The sequence below is a fragment of the Woeseia oceani genome (assembly GCF_001677435.1).
Classification (GTDB): Bacteria; Pseudomonadota; Gammaproteobacteria; order Steroidobacterales; family Woeseiaceae; genus Woeseia; species Woeseia oceani.
In genome coordinates this window covers 1,839,089-1,858,848 of sequence record NZ_CP016268.1, presented here as the reverse complement: position 1 = coordinate 1,858,848, position 19,760 = coordinate 1,839,089, and the positions used below count along the sequence as shown (strand labels likewise).

14 protein-coding genes are annotated in these 19,760 nt (G+C 58.3%); 9 read left to right on the top strand and 5 right to left on the bottom strand.

The features are described 5' to 3' along the window. Nucleotides 1–7: 7 nt before the first annotated feature. Entirely contained in the window at nucleotides 8–2,326 is a 2,319-nt protein-coding gene (locus BA177_RS08225) for a DNA translocase FtsK (protein ID WP_068615298.1), read from the bottom strand. 280 nt (nucleotides 2,327–2,606) lie between these two features. Between BA177_RS08225 and trxB the strand changes: the two genes are divergently transcribed. The 4 genes from trxB to infA all read left to right on the top strand — a co-directional run bounded on the left by trxB (nucleotide 2,607) and on the right by infA (nucleotide 5,809). Next, complete coding sequence (gene trxB / locus BA177_RS08220; RefSeq protein WP_068619102.1) at nucleotides 2,607–3,584, top strand: thioredoxin-disulfide reductase; 978 nt, start codon at nucleotides 2,607–2,609, stop codon at nucleotides 3,582–3,584. A 35-nt stretch (nucleotides 3,585–3,619) separates the two neighbouring features. Next, nucleotides 3,620–4,771: a GNAT family N-acetyltransferase gene (locus tag BA177_RS08215; protein WP_068615295.1), complete on the top strand. Its 1,152-nt coding sequence runs from the start codon at nucleotides 3,620–3,622 to the stop codon at nucleotides 4,769–4,771. Beyond that, nucleotides 4,768–5,511, top strand: a complete 744-nt coding sequence (gene aat, locus BA177_RS08210; protein WP_231892507.1) for a leucyl/phenylalanyl-tRNA--protein transferase — start codon at nucleotides 4,768–4,770, stop codon at nucleotides 5,509–5,511. Before BA177_RS08215 ends, aat begins: the two co-directional genes overlap by 4 nt. A 79-nt stretch (nucleotides 5,512–5,590) precedes the next feature. Continuing rightward, on the top strand, nucleotides 5,591–5,809 hold the full coding sequence (gene infA, locus BA177_RS08205) for a translation initiation factor IF-1 (RefSeq protein ID WP_068619099.1): 219 nt from the start codon (nucleotides 5,591–5,593) through the stop codon (nucleotides 5,807–5,809). A 73-nt stretch (nucleotides 5,810–5,882) separates the two neighbouring features. Here the strand turns inward: infA and clpA are convergent, their stop codons facing one another. Both clpA and clpS read right to left on the bottom strand, forming a co-directional pair. Continuing rightward, the gene (gene clpA, locus BA177_RS08200) at nucleotides 5,883–8,162 is read right to left on the bottom strand and encodes an ATP-dependent Clp protease ATP-binding subunit ClpA (RefSeq protein WP_068615292.1); all 2,280 of its coding nucleotides are present in this window, start codon (nucleotides 8,160–8,162) and stop codon (nucleotides 5,883–5,885) included. Nucleotides 8,163–8,205: 43 nt separating this feature from the next. Then, complete coding sequence (clpS, locus tag BA177_RS08195) at nucleotides 8,206–8,535, bottom strand: ATP-dependent Clp protease adapter ClpS (protein ID WP_068615289.1); 330 nt, start codon at nucleotides 8,533–8,535, stop codon at nucleotides 8,206–8,208. Between the two features lie 331 nt (nucleotides 8,536–8,866). Between clpS and gspC the strand changes: the two genes are divergently transcribed. From gspC to BA177_RS08170, 5 genes are all read left to right on the top strand, one after another. After that, complete coding sequence (gene gspC, locus BA177_RS08190) at nucleotides 8,867–9,799, top strand: type II secretion system protein GspC (RefSeq protein ID WP_068615286.1); 933 nt, start codon at nucleotides 8,867–8,869, stop codon at nucleotides 9,797–9,799. Between the two features lie 8 nt (nucleotides 9,800–9,807). Then, nucleotides 9,808–11,793 (top strand): type II secretion system secretin GspD, encoded by a 1,986-nt coding sequence (gspD, locus tag BA177_RS08185; RefSeq protein ID WP_197493386.1) that lies wholly within the window; start codon nucleotides 9,808–9,810, stop codon nucleotides 11,791–11,793. Between the two features lie 9 nt (nucleotides 11,794–11,802). Next, nucleotides 11,803–13,338, top strand: a complete 1,536-nt coding sequence (gene gspE / locus BA177_RS08180; RefSeq protein WP_068615281.1) for a type II secretion system ATPase GspE — start codon at nucleotides 11,803–11,805, stop codon at nucleotides 13,336–13,338. Nucleotides 13,339–13,356: 18 nt separating this feature from the next. Next, a complete protein-coding gene (gspF, locus tag BA177_RS08175; RefSeq protein WP_068615278.1) occupies nucleotides 13,357–14,574 on the top strand; it encodes a type II secretion system inner membrane protein GspF in 1,218 nt (405 codons plus the stop codon). A gap of 166 nt (nucleotides 14,575–14,740) precedes the next feature. Next, the gene (locus BA177_RS08170) at nucleotides 14,741–15,055 is read left to right on the top strand and encodes a hypothetical protein (RefSeq protein WP_068615276.1); all 315 of its coding nucleotides are present in this window, start codon (nucleotides 14,741–14,743) and stop codon (nucleotides 15,053–15,055) included. Nucleotides 15,056–15,072: 17 nt separating this feature from the next. Here the strand turns inward: BA177_RS08170 and BA177_RS08165 are convergent, their stop codons facing one another. Both BA177_RS08165 and BA177_RS08160 read right to left on the bottom strand, forming a co-directional pair. Continuing rightward, the gene (locus BA177_RS08165) at nucleotides 15,073–18,150 is read right to left on the bottom strand and encodes an error-prone DNA polymerase (RefSeq protein WP_068615273.1); all 3,078 of its coding nucleotides are present in this window, start codon (nucleotides 18,148–18,150) and stop codon (nucleotides 15,073–15,075) included. Further along, nucleotides 18,150–19,757: a Y-family DNA polymerase gene (locus tag BA177_RS08160; RefSeq protein WP_068615270.1), complete on the bottom strand. Its 1,608-nt coding sequence runs from the start codon at nucleotides 19,755–19,757 to the stop codon at nucleotides 18,150–18,152. The genes BA177_RS08165 and BA177_RS08160 overlap by 1 nt, the downstream gene beginning before the upstream one ends. Nucleotides 19,758–19,760: the final 3 nt, after the last annotated feature.

The window sequence follows — 19,760 nt, the reverse complement described above, 5'->3', positions numbered from 1 at the left end:
CGCGCCATCACTCTTTCGAGGCCGGCGGCACCAGGATTTCCCGGGTACCGTTGGATTGCAGCGGGCCAACCAGGCCGGCCTGCTCCATGGTTTCCACCATGCGCGCCGCGCGGTTGTAACCGATCTTCAGTCGACGTTGTACGCCGGATATTGAGGCCTTGCGGGTTTCCATAACGATTTGTACCGCCTGATCGTAAAGTGCGTCCTGTTCGCCATCACTGGCATCGCCTGACATCCCGTCGATACCAGCCAGTCCTGCACTTTGACCTGATGGGCCTTCAAGAATTTCATCGATATAGCGCGGTTGACCACTTTTCTTCAGATGCTTCACGACTGCATGCACTTCGTGATCGGCTACAAATGCGCCGTGGACCCGGGTCGGCAATGAGGTACCGGGCGGCAGATACAGCATGTCACCGTGCCCCAGCAAATGCTCTGCACCCATTTGGTCAAGAATCGTGCGTGAGTCCACCTTCGCCGACACCTGGAAGGCGATACGCGACGGAATGTTCGCTTTGATCAAACCGGTGATCACATCAACGGACGGACGCTGTGTCGCCAGCAACATGTGGATGCCGGAAGCGCGCGCTTTCTGTGCAAGCCGGGCAATCAGCTCTTCCACCTTCTTGCCGACAACCATCATCATGTCAGCCAGCTCGTCAATGATGATGACGATAAACGGCAGCGGCGTCAGCGTCGGATGCTCCCAGACCTTTTCGTCATCCTCGAGCCGCGGTGGCATGATCGTAGGGTCCTTGATCGGCTTGCCCGCTGCGATCGCATCTTTCACCTTGCGGTTGTAGCCACCAATGTTGCGCACACCGAGCGCCGCCATCAGGCGATAACGTCGATCCATTTCGACCACGCACCAACGCAGCGCGTTCGCGGCTTCTTTCATGTCGGTTACGACGGGCGTGAGCAAATGCGGAATACCTTCGTAAACCGACAGCTCGAGCATCTTCGGGTCGACCATGATGAGTCGCACGTGCTCCGGCTGCGCCTTGTACAGCAGGCTCAAGACCATGGCGTTGATCGCTACCGACTTACCGGCGCCCGTCGTGCCCGCGATCAGCAAGTGCGGCATGCGCGACAGATCCGCGACAACTGAATGACCGGCGATGTCCTTGCCGAGCGCCAGCGTCAAGGGCGAGGCCATATCGTCGTAAGCCTTGGATTTCAGGATCTCGCCCAACGAAACGATTTCCCGGGTCTCATTCGGTATTTCCAGCCCGATATAGGACTTGCCTGGTATGACTTCGACCACCCGAACGCTGACGACTGACAGTGAGCGGGCAAGGTCTTTTGCCAGATTTGATATCTGGCTGGATTTCACGCCGGGGGCCGGGTCCAGTTCAAAGCGGGTGATGATCGGGCCCGGCGAGACGGAAATAACCTCGACCTGAATTCCGAAATCTTTCAGCTTCAATTCGACCAGGCGCGACATCGCTTCCAGCGATTCCTTGGAATACCCTGCTTTCTGCGGTGCCGGGTCATCCAGCAACGACAGCGGCGGCAGTTCGCCGGCATCCGGCGGATCGAACAGCGGCACCTGTCGTTCCTTCTCCGCCCGTTCACTGGGTTCTACCGCGGGCATGACCGGCTCGATACGCGGCGGTGTGCGATTGGCGGTGCGCTTCTGTTCGGCCTTGAAAACATCCTGCCGCGCTGCCTGTTGGCGCCGGCCTTCTGCCCGGTCCCGCAAGGCACCTACCCGCGCCCGGGCCGCGTCCCAGCCATCAAGGCAAGCACGACCAATGCGGTCCATGATCTTCAGCCACGACACACCGAGGAACAGTGAAATAGCGGCCATCCAGAGGAAAAACAGCAAGGTGCTGGCACCCAACAGTTTCATTACGGATTCGAGTCCATTGCCGACAACCTGACCGACGATCCCGCCGGCGGACTGGCGAAAGTCCAATGACGAGAAATGCAACGTGGCCAATCCACAACTGGTAATCAGCGTGGCCAGAAAGCCAGCAACGCGCAGCGCAACGTCGGCGCGGGTCAGTTCCTGTTTCGTGCGTTGTTCCCGGTAGATCATCCAGCCGATGTAAAAAACCATGACCGTGAACAGGTAGCCCGGGCGCCCGAACAGCGTGAACAGCAAATCAGCAAGATAGGCGCCGACCCGGCCGACACCATTGCTCACCTGGTCCGCACTGCTCGCTTGCCAGAGGCTCGGGTCCGCCTGATCGTAGGTAAACAGTGCGAACCACAGAATCAGTGCGAATGCCCCGAATACATAGAGGGCGCCTTCGCGCAGCGTGCGGACGACGTGGTCTGAGAGTGCGCTGTCCGAGCGGGCAGCTTGGCTGGGTCGTGCCATATTAAGGTAATTTGCGATATAACAAAGACAAGGACCTGATTCTAGTACACCTGAGTGGCGAGGTCGCGTTGTACGGCTCGCCGGGTAATCAGGGGCGACCCGCCACGCCGGCCCTCCGCGCTCAACTTTGCCCGCCGTATCGCATTTGCCTACACTGGCGACACAGCAGCACACGGTGCTGTTTCCACGAACAGACTTGAATCCCGCCGCAGCGAACGCATTTATCTGATCTTCGGACAGCACGATGTGCGCCGTCAGGCACAAACCAGGCGAAGTATACATGAGCAAATCCAGACATTGCCGCGTCCTCATCCTGGGCTCCGGCCCGGCAGGCTATTCAGCGGCCGTTTACGCCGCGCGCGCAAATCTCAATCCAGTGATCATTACCGGCGTTGAACAAGGCGGTCAGTTGATGACGACCACGGACGTCGACAACTGGCCGGGCGATGTTGAAGGCCTGCAAGGCCCGGACCTGATGCAGCGCATGCTGCAGCACGTCGAGCGCTACAACACTGAAATCATCAATGACCATATCAACAAAGCCGATCTCAGCGTACGACCCTTTCTGCTGGAAGGTGACTATGGCAGCTATACAGCCGATGCATTGATCATTGCGACGGGCGCTACAGCCATGTATCTCGGGCTGCCATCCGAAGAGGCATTCAAAGGCCGCGGCGTGTCCGCTTGCGCGACTTGCGACGGCTTCTTCTACCGCAATCAGCAGGTCGCAGTGGTCGGTGGCGGTAACACGGCCGTCGAAGAAGCGCTTTATCTCAGCAATATTGCCGAAAAGGTGACCTTGGTTCATCGCCGCGATTCGTTGCGGGCGGAGAAAATCCTGCAGGACAAACTGTTCAAAAAGGTCGAAGAAGGCAAGATCGAGCTGCTGTGGAATCATGTCGTCGATAAAGTACTCGGTGACGAGGCCGGTGTCACCGGTTTGCGCGTCCGCAGTACGGGCGCAGACGCCACAACCCGGGATCTGGCGTTGACCGGCGTATTCATCGCCATCGGACACAAACCCAACACCGGATTGTTCACCGACCAGCTCGACATGCTTAACGGCTACATCGTCATCAAGTCCGGCCTGCAAGGTGGCGCTACGGCAACCAGTATCGATGGTGTCTTCGCTGCCGGCGACGTCGCGGACCAGGTTTACAGGCAAGCCATCACCTCGGCAGGCGCCGGCTGCATGGCCGCGCTGGACGCGGAAAAATACCTTGATGAACAGGCCGAATCGGCGGCCGCAGCGGCCTGAACGGGGAGCCGGACACCCGGCCGGAAGGTCCAATAATGCCGATCGAGATTGTCGCGCGACTACAGGACGTTGATGCTGCGGCATGGGACCGACTGAACCGTCACGACTACCCGTTCCTGCGTCACGCGTTCCTGGTCGCCGCAGAAGAAACGGCATGCGTCTCGCCCGCCACGGGCTGGCAGCCTTGCCACCTGCTCATGCGCGACGATGAAGGCCAGCTGCTCGCCGCCATGCCGCTGTACGAGAAAATGCACTCCTTTGGCGAGTTTGTGTTTGATTGGGCGTGGGCGCGTGCCTACAGCCAGGCTGGTCTCGACTATTACCCGAAACTCGTTTCCGCGGTACCGTTTACGCCAGCGGGCAGTCCACGATTGCTTTGCCAGGCGGATCTCGCTGATACCGCGCCACGGGCTTTGCTGGACCGGGCGATCGCACTCGCGAAAGAACGTGGTGCCTCATCGTTGCATGTGCAATTTCCGCATGAGGACGAACTACCGGTCTTGCAACAAGCCGGCTTGAAGCTGAGGAAAGACTGTCAGTTTCACTGGCGCAATCGCAACTATCAGAGCTTCGATGAGTTCCTCGCACAATTCAGCTCCCGCAAACGCAAGAAAGTTCGCCGCGACCGGCGCGCCGTCAGCGAACAGGGAATTTACTTTCAACGCCTGCACGGCAATGAAATGTCGGCAGAACTTTGGGCAACTGTGTACGAATTGATCAGTCGTACGTTTCTGAACCGTGGCGGTATGCCCTATTACAATCTCGATTTTTTCATGCGGGTAGCGGCCAGCCTGCCTGCCAATATCATGGTCATACTCGCACAACGGCAAGAGCAGCACATCGCCGCGGCCGTCTTCTTCGTTAGCACGGATACTTTGTACGGTCGCTATTGGGGCAGCGACGGGCAGCACGATGCACTGCATTTCGAGACTTGTTACTACCAGGGCATCGACTACTGCATTGAACACGGCTTGCAAAGTTTCGAACCGGGTACGCAAGGCGAACACAAGGTCAGCCGCGGCTTTTTGCCCACCAATACCTGGTCGGCACACTGGCTGGCTCACGACGAGTTTTTTGCCGCCGTCGGCCAGTACCTGAAACAGGAACAGGCCCACGTCGACAATTACATTGACGACGTCGAAGCGCACAGCCCCTACCGTCGCTCACCCGACCAGGAAGCACCGTGAGCGAACGCGGCGCTCCAGGTATCCGCTGGCTCGCTGCGGATGATCCGGTTGATGCATTCCCCGATATTGAAAGCGCGTGCAAAGAACCCGATGGCTTGTTGGCGGCCGGCGGCGACCTGTCTGGCGAGCGAATTCTTTACGCTTACCGCCACGGTATTTTCCCCTGGTACGACGAACAGCAGCCGATTCTCTGGTGGTCCCCCGACCCTCGTTGCATCCTGCGGCCCGGCAATTACCACGTAGCCCGCCGATTTCGCCGCTGGCTGCAAACCTGCCCCTTCGAGATTCGCTTCAATTCCGCGTTTGCGGACGTTGTGGCCGGTTGCGCCGGCCAACGCATGGGTCAGCGCGGCACCTGGATCACCGAGGACATGGCACTTGCTTATCAGGCGTTGCACGACATGGGCTGGGCGCATTCCGTTGAGGTTTGGAACGGCGCTGCATTGGTTGGCGGTATCTACGGCCTGGCGATCGGGCGGGTATTTTTCGGCGAATCGATGTTTAGCCGGGAAAGCAATGCGTCCAAAGTTGCCATGCTCACGCTTTGCCGTGAACTGGAACGCCGGGCTTTCGCCGTTATCGACTGTCAGGTTGTTTCCAGACACCTGCTCACCCTGGGAGCCGAGACCGTGGCCCGCCGGGAGTTTCGCGCCCTGCTGGATGTTGCCTGTGAGCCACGCACCGCCCTGGATGCCCTGCCAAACACCCCGATTGCCGCTACCGATCTGATTTCGCCCTGAAAACGCCGCAGATGCCGCATTGCAATGGCGGCGACGTTTCTGCACAATGCGCGAGCCCGAATTACCAGAGACACAGAACTTGGCGAAGGAAGAAGCACTTCAGATGGAAGGCGTTGTGACCGAGACGCTGCCCAATACGACTTTTCGTGTTGAGCTGCAGAACGGCCACATCGTAACCGCGCACATTTCCGGCAAGATGCGAAAAAACTACATCCGCATTCTGACCGGCGACAAAGTGACCGTGGAATTGACCCCGTACGACCTTAGCAAAGGCCGGATCGTCTACCGCGGCCGATAGTAATAGAGCCCGGCATTCGCCGAGCTCTTAATCAGCAGGCCCCCTGAGTCTGCGCCCCCTTACCTTACGCCACTCAAGTATCCGCTTCCGGCAGATGCTCCAGTTCGCGCCGTGCCGGCTCAGCTTTCAAGACCAGTTTGTCCGCATCGACGGCTACCCGCACATGGCCTCCGTCCGCCAATGAGCCAAACAAGAGCTCTTCGGCCAATGGCCGTTTTATGTGTTCCTGGATAACCCGCGCCATTGGTCGCGCACCCATTTTCGGGTCATAACCGCGCTCGGCAATCCAGGCCCGCGCCGCATCGTCCAGTTCCAGGGTTACGTTGTTTGCGCCCAGTTTCGCTTCCAGTTCGACGACCAGCTTGTCGACCACCCGATTGATCGAACGGGCATCAAGCGCAGCAAACTGGATGATGGCATCCAGCCGGTTGCGAAACTCGGGACTGAAGGCCTTGCTGATGATCTCCGAACCATCGGATGAATGATCCTGCGGCGCAAAGCCCATGGCACGCCTGCTCATTTCCTGCGCGCCGGCATTGGTTGTCATGACCAGCACGACATTGCGGAAATCCGCTTTGCGTCCGTTGTTATCGGTCAACGTACCGTGATCCATTACCTGCAGGAGCAGATTGAAAACCTCCGGGTGCGCCTTTTCAATTTCGTCCAGCAACACAACCGCGTGCGGGTTCTTGTTGACCGCCTCGGTCAGCAAGCCACCCTGATCAAAACCGACGTAGCCTGGCGGCGCGCCGATAAGACGCGAAACCGTGTGCCGCTCCATGTACTCGGACATGTCGAAACGGATGAGTTCGACGCCCAGTATCATCGCCAGTTGGCGAGTAACCTCGGTCTTGCCGACGCCCGTCGGGCCGGCGAACAGGAAGGAACCGATCGGCTTTTCCTCTTCACCCAGACCCGAGCGCGACATTTTGATCGCCGAGCTGAGTGCGTCGATGGCCTGGTCCTGACCAAAGATCGACAATTTCAAATCCCGCTCCAGCGTACGCAAGGCATCCTTGTCAGACGCCGATACGCTCTTCGCGGGAATTCGCGCCATTTTGGCCACAATATTTTCGACCAGCGTGACCGTCACTTCGCTCTCGCGGCTTTCTTCCGGCTGCAAGCGCAAATGCGCGCCTGCTTCATCAATCACATCGATGGCTTTGTCCGGCAACTGACGGTCGTTAATGTGTTTCGCGGCCAGCTCAGCGGCCACGCGCAACGCGGAATCCTGGTAGTTCACACCGTGATGTTCTTCGAAGCGCGATTTCAGACCGTGCAGAATCGCAACCGTTTCTTCGATGCTCGGTTCCGGCACATCGATTTTTTGAAAACGCCGGGCCAATGCGTGGTCCTTTTCAAAGATCCCGCGGTACTCGGCATAGGTGGTCGAACCGATGCAACGAAGTTCGCCGTTCGCGAGCACGGGTTTGATCAGGTTGGACGCGTCCATGACACCGCCAGAAGCAGCGCCCGCGCCAATCACTGTGTGAATTTCATCGATAAAGAGTATTGCACCCGGGTCCTGCTTGATCTCGGACAGTACCGCTTTCAGTCTCTTCTCAAAGTCACCGCGGTATTTGGTGCCGGCAATCAACGTGCCCAGATCCAGCGCATAAATCGTGCTGTCTCGCAGAATTTCGGGGACACGCTCTTCCGTGATCATCCGCGCCAGGCCTTCCGCCAACGCCGTCTTGCCTACGCCGGCATCGCCCACGTAAAGCGGGTTGTTTTTGCGCCGGCGGCACAGAATCTGCACGGTCCGCTCGATCTCAAGGTCGCGGCCGATCAATGGGTCGATCTTGCCATCAATTGCCCGCTGATTGAGATTGGTGGCGTACTTGTCCAGGGCGCTGGATTCCGATTCCGCCTCACCGTCGACAGACGGTGCTTCTTGCTGATCAGCGCTGCCCTCGCCTGGGACGCTCGGCATGCCGTGCGAGATGTAATTAACCACGTCCAGTCGGGAGATATTCTGCAATGCAAGAAAGTACACAGCCTGCGACTGTTTTTCGCTGAAAATGGCAACCAGAACGTTACTGCCAGTTACTTCTTTCTTACCGCTCGACTGCACGTGGAAAACTGCGCGTTGCAGCACCCGCTGGAAACCCAGTGTGGGTTGCACGTCATTCTCATCGTCGCCATCCATGCGTGGCGTCGCTTCATCGATAAAATCCGTCAATTGCCGACGTAAATCGGTGATGTTGGAATCGCATGCTTTAAGAATCTCGTGCACACGCGGAATATCGAGCAATGCCAGAAGCAAATGTTCGACGGTCATGAATTCGTGCCGCTTGTCACGCGCGTTTTGAAACGCTTCGTTGAGGCAGAACTCCAGTTCACTGCTAAGCATTGTGTTTTACCCGTTCAGTTCGAGCGCCCAAGCTCGGAAAAAATCAAACCTCTTCCATCGTACACAACAAAGGATGCTGCTGCTGCTGCGCAATGCTCGTTACCTGCGCAACTTTGGTCTCGGCAATTTCGTAAGTAAAGACACCGCAAACACCCTGACCTTTTGTGTGTACTTCTAACATGACCCGTGTCGCCGCCGTCCGTTCCATCCTGAATACCGACTCCAGAACACCAACAACGAATTGCATCGGTGTATAGTCATCATTCAGCAGCAAGACACGGTACAACGGTGGCTGCTTGACCTCTGGCCGCGACTCTTCTACAGCCAGGTCATCGTCGTGCTGCGGTGAAGGATCGTTGTTCTCGGTAGACATATCGTGCGGACTTCATTGTTGAGTGATTAATTGGCTGCCCGGGTCGTTTTTCATGACCCGGCAATCTGACTGCATTATATATGGGCCGTTCCCCGCGTACTTAAACCCTGGTTCGCATTATTTGGCATTGGTCACCTGCCACCGGCGAGGCCCAGCTTCTTACAATGGCCTCAACAAATGGCGATAGATACTTGCCCCATATAGGTTTTTTTGGACGCGGACTTGTTAGCGGCTGGTTTTAAACCGTATCATCACCCAGCTGCGTTTATATCCGGGAGGCAAACGCACCCCACCTTCTGGAACACAGCGCCCCGAGGCACCGATACCGGTTATGACATTGAACGCAAAGTGGTCGGATTTCAGCAACTTAGACAGCGAACGCCTGTTGGCGATGGTATCGCGGGAGTTGCCGCGTTGGCTCACATTGGTCCTGATCATCGTATTTGGCTGGCAATTGGCCCGCCTGACATGGCTACTGGTGCCCGCCCCGGCCGCAGGCGACCCGATAACGGCCCCAGCCACGGCAGCCGTTAACAGCGCCAGAAGCGCCCAGTCTGCGGACGTTCAGCTTATCGCGGCAAGCCACCTGTTCGGCGAAGCGAACGCGGAGCAGGCGCCAGTCCAGCAGGTTGAGACACAACCTGTTGAAGACCTGGCCGAAACCAACCTCAGTCTCATTCTGAAAGGCACCATTGCCGCCGCTGACAGCGCCAATTCCATCGCCATCATCGCCGACAACCGCAACGACGAGAAAATCTACAGTATTCGCGATACGGTGGCGCCCGGTGCGACCTTGCATGCCGTTTATACCGACCGCGTCGTTCTCAGCCGCAGCGGCGCACTTGAAGTTCTGAAGTTGCCCAAAGAGTTTCCTGAAAGTACGCCACGCAGTCGCCGCAACGTCTCGGCGGTTAACCGCGCAGCGGTCACTGAAGACGCCTCAGACAGCATTCAGAATATCGTTGCACAGAACGTTACCAAGCTGGCTGACGTCATCCGTCCAACACCGTATTTCGTCAATGGCCAGCAACAGGGCTATCGTGTGTACCCTGGCCGCGACCGGCGGCAGTTTGCCGCCCTTGGCCTGAGACCGGGTGACCTGATCAAAGATATCGACGGCGCTGCTCTGACGGATCCGCAACAAGCCATGCAAATATTTCAGAATTTGGGTACCGCTGAACAGGTTTCAGTCACTGTTGAACGCAATGGCCAGCCGCAAACGCTGGTACTGAATACCAATCAGCTACAACTCGACAATCAATAGGGACCAGTTTGAATAAAGTCAGCACAACAACGTTGGCGCAGGGATTGCGGGCGATAGGTCTGCTATTACTGGCGCTGAGTGTCCTCCCCGCCGCTCGCGCCCAGCAGCCGACCATCACGCCCAATTACAAAGACGCTGACCTGCGACAAATTGTCGAAGCGGTTGGCGAAGTAACGGGCAAAAACTTCCTGATTGATCCGCGGGTCGATGCCAAAGTAACCATGCTCTCCGCGACTCCCATGTCGCCGGCGGCCTTTTACGAAGCCTTTCTTTCGATCCTGGAAGTGCATGGCTACGTCGCCATACCGTCTGAAGGCCTCATCAAGATATTGCCGAACGCCAGCGCTCGCCAATACCCCGGTTTCCTGTCCGGTGAAGGTGCCGGTGCCGATGACATAGTGACGCAGGTGATTCAGGTGCAGAATGTGGGTGCTGCGCAGTTGGTCCCCATCCTGCGTCCACTGATTCCGCAGTACGGCCACCTTGCCGCTCACCCCGGCTCGAACATGCTTATTATTTCAGATCGGGCCGGCAACGTGGCCCGAATGATCAACATCATTCGGCGTATTGACCAGTCCAACGACGAAGACATAGAAGTCGTGTCTTTGTCTCACGCATCCGCCTCTGAGATCGTCCGGGTGCTCACGACACTGACCCAAACGCCGCGTACGGACGGCATGCCCGTGACCACCAGCCTGGTTGCCGACGCCCGCACAAACAGCGTTTTGATCGGCGGTGATCGCAGCGAACGACTCCGCTTGCGCGCGCTGATTGCGCACCTCGACACACCGCTTGAAGACGGCGGCGATACCCAGGTGCGCTATTTGCGCTACGCGGATGCCGAAGAACTCTCCGGCAAGCTGCAACAGCATTTTGCGCAACAGGTGGCGGCGAGTGGCACAGCGCAGGCTGGCGCGGCCGGCTCGTCGGAAGTCAGCGTGTGGGCCGATGCGCAAACCAATGCGTTGATCATGAACGCACCGCCCAAGATGATGCGCTCGCTGATGCAAATCGTTGATCGCCTGGATATCCGCCGCGCCCAGGTGCTGGTGGAAGCCATTATTGTCGAAGTAACAGCAGACAAGGCGTCGGAACTTGGGGTCACCTGGGCCATCGATGGCAGTGGCAGCAACAGCATCGTCGGCGCCACACGCTTTTCCAACGCCGGCAGCAACATCATCAATCTGGCGGGACTGCTTGGTGGAGAAACACCAACCAGCGCCGACGGTATTATCGGCGAAGGCATTACAACGGGCGTTGGCCGCATCAGTGATAGCGGCACCAGTTTCGCCGCCATACTGAATGCGCTTGAAGGCGACGCCGACACCAATATCATTTCTACACCGACCATCGTCACGACCGACAACGAAGAAGCCACCATCAATGTCGGTAAAGAAGTGCCTTTCCTGACCGGTTCCTTCACGAATACCGGCACAGGCAGCGGCGGCAGCGTCAATCCGTTCCAGACCATTCAACGTGAACAGATCGGCGTCAAGCTGACAATCACGCCGCAAATCAATGAAGGCAGCGCCGTCCTGCTGAAAATATCTCAGGAAATTTCCAGCCTCAGTGAAACCGCAACAGCCGGCGCAGCCGATCTGGTCACTAACGAACGAATTATAGAAACCACCGTCATCGTCGAAGACGGTGGCATTCTGGTGCTCGGCGGGCTCATCGAAGACAGCTTGCGAGAAAACACGCAGCGTGTACCCGTACTCGGGCGCTTGCCGGTTCTTGGTGCGCTGTTCCGCAACCGCAGCGTGACCAAGGTCAAAACCAACCTGATGGTCTTTATCCGCCCGAAAATTCTGCGCGACAGCACCCAGACCGCCATCGAAACAGACGCCAAGTACAACTACATCCGGAGCATTCAGTCTGGCGGCGGCAACGTGCCGCAGATGCGTGGCGTTGACCGTCCAGTAATCCCGCCTCTCGAAAGCTACGACCGACCAGTACCGGTCGACGAATCGTCTGACAACGATTCGCAAGACTGATAACGAACGATGGAAGAAAGACCGGAACTGTTTCTGGAAGAGGACATCGCGCCGGCGGTTGAACCGGTCCTGCCGCAAGTTGGCGACCTCAAGATACTGCCCTTCTCTTTTGCGAAGCGACACGGCGTCCTGATCCAGTCCGACGAAGGCGATACCTTGAAAGCCGCCTACCGCACGGGCGCCTCACCGACCAGCATCGCTGAAGCTCGCCGGTTTGCCGGTAAAAAGCTTAGCCTGACGCGAGTATCGCCCGCCGCATTCGATACCCTGCTGCAACAGACCTATGAACAAGGCAGTCACAAGGCGATGCAGATGGTCGGCGATCTCGATGACCATACGGATCTGCTGCGGGTTGCACAGGAACTGCCGGAGCCGTCGGACTTGCTGGAGAGCGACGATGACGCGCCGATAATCCGGTTCATCAATGCCGTCCTTACTGAAGCAGTAAAAGAAAACGCCTCGGACGTGCACATCGAGCCTTATGAGAACCGGCTTGGAGTGCGCTTCCGCGTCGATGGTGTATTGCAGGAAATTTTGCAAACCCGCCGCGCACTCGCGCCGCTGGTCGTATCCCGCATCAAGGTCATGTCGAAACTCGATATCGCCGAGAAACGTTTGCCGCAGGACGGCCGCATTTCGTTACGTATAGCGGGACGTGCGGTGGACGTGCGCGTGTCCACCATGCCATCCGGGCACGGTGAACGGGTGGTGCTGCGATTGCTGGACAAACAGGCCGGTCGCCTGAACCTGAAGTCACTCGGCATGGCCAGCGAATCGCTGAACCTGATGGACGATCTGATTCACAAACCTCACGGCATTATTCTTGTTACCGGCCCGACCGGTTCCGGTAAGACCACCACACTGTACGCGGCTCTCGAACGCATTAATGACAACAGCCGCAATATCATGACGGTTGAGGACCCGATCGAATATTTCATTGATGGTATAGGCCAATCACAGGTCAATACCAAAGTGGACATGACCTTCGCCAGAGGCCTGCGCGCGATCTTGCGCCAGGACCCGGACGTGGTCATGGTTGGCGAGATCCGCGATCTGGAAACAGCGGAGATTGCCGTTCAGGCGAGCCTCACCGGACACCTGGTCTTGTCCACATTGCACACCAACACCGCGGTCGGCGCTGTTACGCGCCTGCGTGACATGGGGGTTGAACCGTTTCTGCTTTCATCCAGCCTCATCGGCGTTATCGCGCAACGCCTGGTCCGCGTGCTGGACCCGAAAACCAAGACGCCGTATACGGCCCGTGAATACGAATGCGCGACGCTGAACTTCGATCCCGCAGAGCCACCGACTCTGTACCGGCCAGGTGTTGAAGGCAGCGCGGGATATCACGGCCGTACCGGTATTTATGAAGTCATTGGCGTTGATGATGTCATGCGCACCATGATTCACGATGGCGCAAGCGAACAACAACTGGAAAAGCATGCACGCACCATGACACCCAGTATTCGCGACGACGGTCGCCGGCGAGTACTGGATGGCGAGACGACGCTGGAAGAAGTTCTGCGCGTCACTCGCGCCGACTAGCGGTAGCGGATCAGGACAATGGGTGCATTTGAGTTCGTCGCTATCGACAAAGCCGGCAAGGAGTCCAAGGGACTTCTGGAAGGCGACACGCCTAAACATGTCCGGCAACTGCTCCGTGATCGGCAACTGCTGCCGGTCAAAGTCACGGAGATCGCCTCCAAGGAAGACAAGAAGACCCGCACTCCCGGGATACGTCGCGGCATCTCGGCACCGGACCTTGCATTACTTACCCGCCAACTTGCCACGCTGGCGCAATCCGGTTTACCGCTGGAAGAGGCGTTGCTGGCAGTCAGTCAACAGAGTGAAACACCGCGCATCAAAAGCATCCTGCTCGGCGTACGCTCGCGTGTCATGGAAGGACATACGCTGGCGGACGGTCTCAGTGATTTCCCACAGGCATTTCCCGAGTTGTACCGCGCGACCGTATCGGCGGGAGAACAGTCCGGTCATCTGGATGCCGTGCTTGAACGGCTGGCTGAGTTCACTGAGTCTCGCCAGGTGTTGCAACAGCAGGTCCGCAATGCGCTCATTTATCCCATCGCATTATTTGTCACTGCGGTGGCCATCATTAGTTTTATGCTCGCCTACGTGGTGCCTAAGGTCGTCTATGTATTTGAAAGCTACGACCAGCAATTACCGCTACTGACCAGGATCATGATCGCGACCAGCGACTTCCTGCGGGACCACTGGTTCGCGTTGATAGTCGGCGTGGTTGCAACAGTTTTTGGGATCAGCAAGCTACTGCAACAAGAAGGTCCGAAACGGCGCTATCACCGAGTCCTGTTGCGTCTGCCGATTATCAGCCGGCTCACTCGTGGCATAAACACCGCGCGTTTCACGCAAACGCTGAGCATACTTGCTGGCAGCGGCGTACCGATACTCGATTCCCTGCGTATCGCCTCTCAGGTCGTCGTCAACATACCAATGCGGGAAGCCGTTGAAGAAGCCAGTCTGCGCATTCGTGAAGGCGCCATGATCAGCAAGTCACTGGCTGCAAGCCGCGTGTTCCCGCCGATGATGACCCACCTTATTGCCAGCGGTGAAGCCGGTGGTCGGCTGGAAGAAATGCTCGGCCGGGCCGCGAATAATCAGGAACGGGAAGTCGACGGCCTCATCGCCGCCCTGCTGGGGATCATGCAGCCCTTGATGGTCATCATCATGGCGCTCGTTGTCTTGCTCATCGTGCTTGCGATTCTGCTGCCGATCTTTGAAATCAACAATCTGATTGCCTCCTGAGCGACCGGAACTCCGCTTCTGAACTGCCAGCCAGCGGGTATTGCAGCACTTCCCCCAGAACTGCCGAACACGATCTTGCGCGACTCCCGCAATCCGGGTATACAGCTAGTGAGCGTCTTAAATGCTTGGTAGCTGATGAAGTGGATTAGAGTTGAGGGGCGAATCCATGCCGGGAAAGAAACGCAACAGCGACTTGGAAAACGATGAGGCCAATAACCCTGACGTTGACGCCGATGACGGCGACGACAGTGAGGAGTTTGACGGCACTGAAACGGTAGTAATGTCGAGTGACAGCTCGGACGACGATGATGACCTGGATGTCTCCATGGAAGTGAACGTCGAAAAGCTGATGGCGGAAATGGAGAAAACCGGCGCCGACGATGTCATGCGCAAGAAAGAGATTCGTCGCCGACTTGAAGAGATTCAGGAAAGTCGCAACCTTGACGACACCTACTCCTTCGACCTGTACGGCGACGACTGACAACGGTTACGTTTCGATCAGCGGAAATCCCGCGATGTCACTGTCAAATCGCCGAGCAACTCGCTGTGATCAATCAACCGGCGGGCGATAATGTGAATCACTTTACCCTCAATCTGCAACTCGCCTTCCACGCCCATCAAACGCGCATTCAACAGCACCTGTCGCTGTCGTTCGGCTGTTTTCTTCCACACAATCAGGTTCGTATAACCTGACTCATCTTCCAGGGTAACAAACGTAACACCGCCGGCCGTACCGGGCCGTTGTTTGGTAATAACCAGGCCTGCAACACGAACATGCCGACCGCTCGGTATACCGGCGAGATCGCTGGACATGAGATAGCGCGTTTCCGCCAAGCGCTGTCGTAGCAAAGCCAACGGGTGTCGGCCCAAAGTGAGCCCAAGGCTTTGGTAGTCGGCCACCAGGTCCTGCCCTTCCGTGGGTTTCTTGAGCATCACCGCCGGCTCATAGCGTTGCAGGTCAGCGAACAACGGTGTTGCGGCCTCGATCCCGGCAACCGTCCAGCGCGCGCGGTGGCGATGACCATCCAGCACGGCAAGCGCACCCGCAGCAGCCAACGCGCCGAGCTCATTGCGTTGCAAACCCAGCCGGCCTGCCATGTCCTGCACACTACGAAAAGCAGCAACCGACCGCTCTTGTGCAAGCCGCCGTCCAGCTGCCTCTGGCAGACCTTTGACCTGTCGCAAACCCAAACGCAATGCGGCCTGACCGTTACTTGCGCACTCGAGGGTACAATCCCAATCGCTGCTATTCACATCCACAGGCCGGACTTCGACACCATGGCGGCGTACGTCCTGAATTAACTGCGATGCGGAGTAGAAACCCATCGGCTGACTGTTCAGCAAGGCACAGCAAAACGCTGCCGGTTCATGGCATTTCAACCAGCAGGAAACGTACACCAGCAACGCGAAACTTGCGGCATGCGACTCGGGAAAACCGTATTCGCCAAAACCCAGAATCTGCTGGAAAAGCTGCCTCGCAAAACTCTCCTGGTAACCGCGTGCACGCATGCCGTCGATTAACTTGTCTTCGAACGGGCCGAGACCTCCACGCCGTTTCCACGCCGCCATGGCACGACGCAGCTGATCGGCTTCGCCCGGCGTAAATCCAGCGGCAACCACGGCAAGCTGCATGACCTGCTCCTGAAAAATCGGCACCCCGAGCGTGCGCTCCAGTACACCGCGGACCTCTTCACTCGGGTAATCAACCGCTTCTTCGCCGTTTCTGCGCCGCAAATAGGGATGCACCATGTCGCCCTGAATCGGTCCCGGACGAATGATTGCCACTTCGATGACGAGGTCGTAATAACTGCGCGGGCGGAGCCGCGGCAACATCGCCATCTGCGCGCGGGACTCGATCTGGAATACACCCATCGTGTCGCCAGCGCATACCATGTCATAAACGAGCGGGTCTTCCGCCGGGACACTGGCGAGTGTGTAGCGCCGCCCATCGAATTTGTGGATCAGGTCAAAGCTGCGGCGGATAGCCGTCAGCATCCCGAGGCCCAGCACGTCAACCTTCAACAGGCCAAGTTCTTCCAGGTCATTCTTCTCCCACTGGATCACGGTACGGTCCGGCATTGAGGCGTTTTCAACCGGCACCAGTTCAGACAAGGGGCCGTTCGCAATAACGAAACCACCGACATGCTGTGACAGGTGCCGGGGGAAACCGAGTAACTGCCGCGTCAACCACAGCAATCGCCGGATCACCGGGCTTTCGGGATCAAGACCCGCTTCACGTACGCGGCTGTCATCAACCTCGTTGCCATCCCACCACTGCATCGAGCGCGCCAACCTGTCGAGCTGCAAACCGGACAGACCGAGCACCTTGCCGATATCGCGTAACGCGCTGCGTGCCCGGTAGGTAATAACGGTAGCCGCCAGTGCCGCACGTTCGCGGCCGTATTTTCTGTAGATGTACTGAATAACCTCTTCACGGCGTTCGTGTTCGAAATCGACATCAATATCGGGCGGTTCATTGCGCTCTTTGGAGATAAAGCGCTCGACCAGCATCACCATGCGATCCGGATCTACCTCCGTAATACCCAGGCAAAAACACACAGCCGAGTTCGCGGCCGAACCACGCCCCTGACAAAGTATGTGCTGCGAACGCGCGAACGCGACGATGTCGTGCACCGTCAGGAAATAGGTTTCGTAATTGAGGTCGCGAATCAGATCCAGTTCGTGTTCGACAATAGCCGCTACCTTTGCCGGCGTGCCGGCCGGCCAGCGCCTGCGCATGCCGGCTTCGGTCAACTTGCGCAAATAACTGGCCGGTGTTTCGTTGTCCGGCACCAGCTCTTTCGGGTATTCGTAGCGCAGTTCATCCAGTGAGAAATCAATGCGCTCGGCGATGCGCACACTCTCTGCCAGCAATGCAGCCGGGTAGATTCGCTGCAATACATTGATCGGCCGCAGGTAACGCTCCCCGTTGGCGTGCAGGGAAAAGCCTGCCGTCGCCACCGTTACACCTTCACGAATGGCCGTTAGTGTGTCTTGCAGAGCGCGGCGCGCGCGGCAATGCATATGGACATCACCACTGGCGACGAGCGGCAGACCCAGCTGCCCACCCAGTTCCTGCAGACCAAGCAAACGTTCCCGGTCCAGACCGTCGGCCAGCAGTTCCACGGCAATCCACAGTCGTCCGGCGAAACGCGTACAAATCCACTGATCTTCACGGGCGAGTGACAGGCTTTTGTCCGGCAACCAAAGCAACAGACAGCCCGGCAGGCCATCAGCGAAATCGCCCGCACTTAAGTGATAATGACCTTTATCAGCAGCCCTGCGGCCGCGGCTGATCAAGCCGCATAGCGCGGCGTAACCCGCACGACTCGCGGCCAAAGCAACAAGCTGCAGGCCACAGGCCAGGCGAAACTCCGCGCCGATAAGCAGCTTCTTCAGACCGTGCTTTTTTGCCGCCGTGTGCGCCCGCACTACCCCGGAGACAGAACACTCATCCGTAATCGCCAGTGCTTCGTAACCGAGTTCGGCCGCCGTCGCGACCAGTTCCTCGGGGTGCGAAGCACCGCGCAGAAAACTGAAGTTGCTGAGCGTGTGCAGTTCTGCGTAAGCCCTCATCAGCCGAAAAACCCGTGCACATACCAGCCACCTCCCTTGCGATCCTGAAAGATCCACAGGCAGCTACCCGCCGGACTGCTTGCCACGTAGTAATCGCGAGCAATACTGGCACCGTCCCACCAGCCGCTTTCAATCCGTTCCGGTCCGTGTTCAAGCTGAAGCGGTCCCTGGTAACAGGGTTGACCGTGCTGCAGAGACAAGGCTTCCGGCAATTCCAGCATCCACAAGGGCCGCCGCCGTAACAGCGGTGCCGGTGCCGGCGCTGCACAACGTGGCACGCAGTCCATGAGCCGTTGCCGGCGCCAGGCGTGGTCCGGCCGGTGTTCGGCCACCGTATCGATGCCGTGCACCGCCTGGTTGCCCATACGCGCCGCCAGGCGTTCGATAAGGTGATCAATGGGTACCTCGTCAGCGGGGCCTGAGCTGAAACCCAGGGATGCACTGGTCGCCGTGAGTGGCTGCCCGTCCGCTGCCTGTAAACGAATGGCAATAACCGGCGCAGGTAATTCAGTCTGTTCAAAACGGATGCTCAGCAACTGTAGCCAGAGTGCACTGCTGCGCTCCGCCCTGGCGCTGCCAAGCGTCAGAGCGGTGGCCGCGTGCTGCAAATGGTAGAAACGGAAATGCAGGCGACGGCTTGCCAACTGTCGCGTCAGCAGGAATCGTTCAAGTTTCTGCAGCAGCTGCTCACACGTGTTCAGCAACCAGGCGCGATCACTGTGCTCGCCATCAAGATCGCAATCGGCCACGAACGGTTGCGGTGCCCGAAAATGCGGGCGCGGGTCCGGCAGCCGACCGAGTGCCCGGTCGAGTTCCAGCAAACGCTGGGCGCCGAAGCGCTGACTGAAACCGGCGCGCGGCAAACGCAGCAAATCGCCGACCTGGGACAGGCCCATGCCCTGCAAAGAGGCGGTCAGTTTCGCCGGCCATGCCAGGCAGGACAACGGCAGCACACTCACTGCTCTGGTCAGCTTGTCACTGGCGATAATGCAACGCCGACTGCCCGCCCGCGCCAGCCAGGTGGCCGCCAGTGGCGTTGGTGCAATGGCCGGTAAGGCGCTGTAACCCTGCGCCTCGAGGGCCTTCACGATCTCGCTGCGCAGGCGCTTCAAACCGGCAAAAAGCCGCAGGCTGGCTTTCAGTTCCAGTAACAGCAGCGATGGCGCTTCAACCACAACAAACGACGTGTAGCGTTCAGCCCAGGCCGCCAGCTCCTGCAACAACTGCTGCTCGCGAACGGCATCGCGTTCTTCGAGTTGCAGGCCGGGTAGCAGCGCCAGTGCCGCATCTACGGACAGGCCCGGATGCACGCCCGCAGCCAGAGCAGCTGCACTGGCCTGCAGAATCTGCCGTATGCCCTGCCGTTCTTCAAAGACCGCGTACAGAGGCAGGTCATCGGCAACGTTCGATGACTCCAGTGGCAAACGCGGTAAATACAGGCACAGCCAGAGTTGTTCGTCAGGTCTCGTGCGCCGCAGTGGCTGACGTTGTGGCGGCGGTAGCGGCGGCTCCTCCGGCAGTAAAGACTGTTGCTCCGGCGCGCGCGTTACAGCGGGCGTCGGGTCCGCGTCCCGCAACAGGGCGGGCTTTTTACCGGCAACCGCCACGGC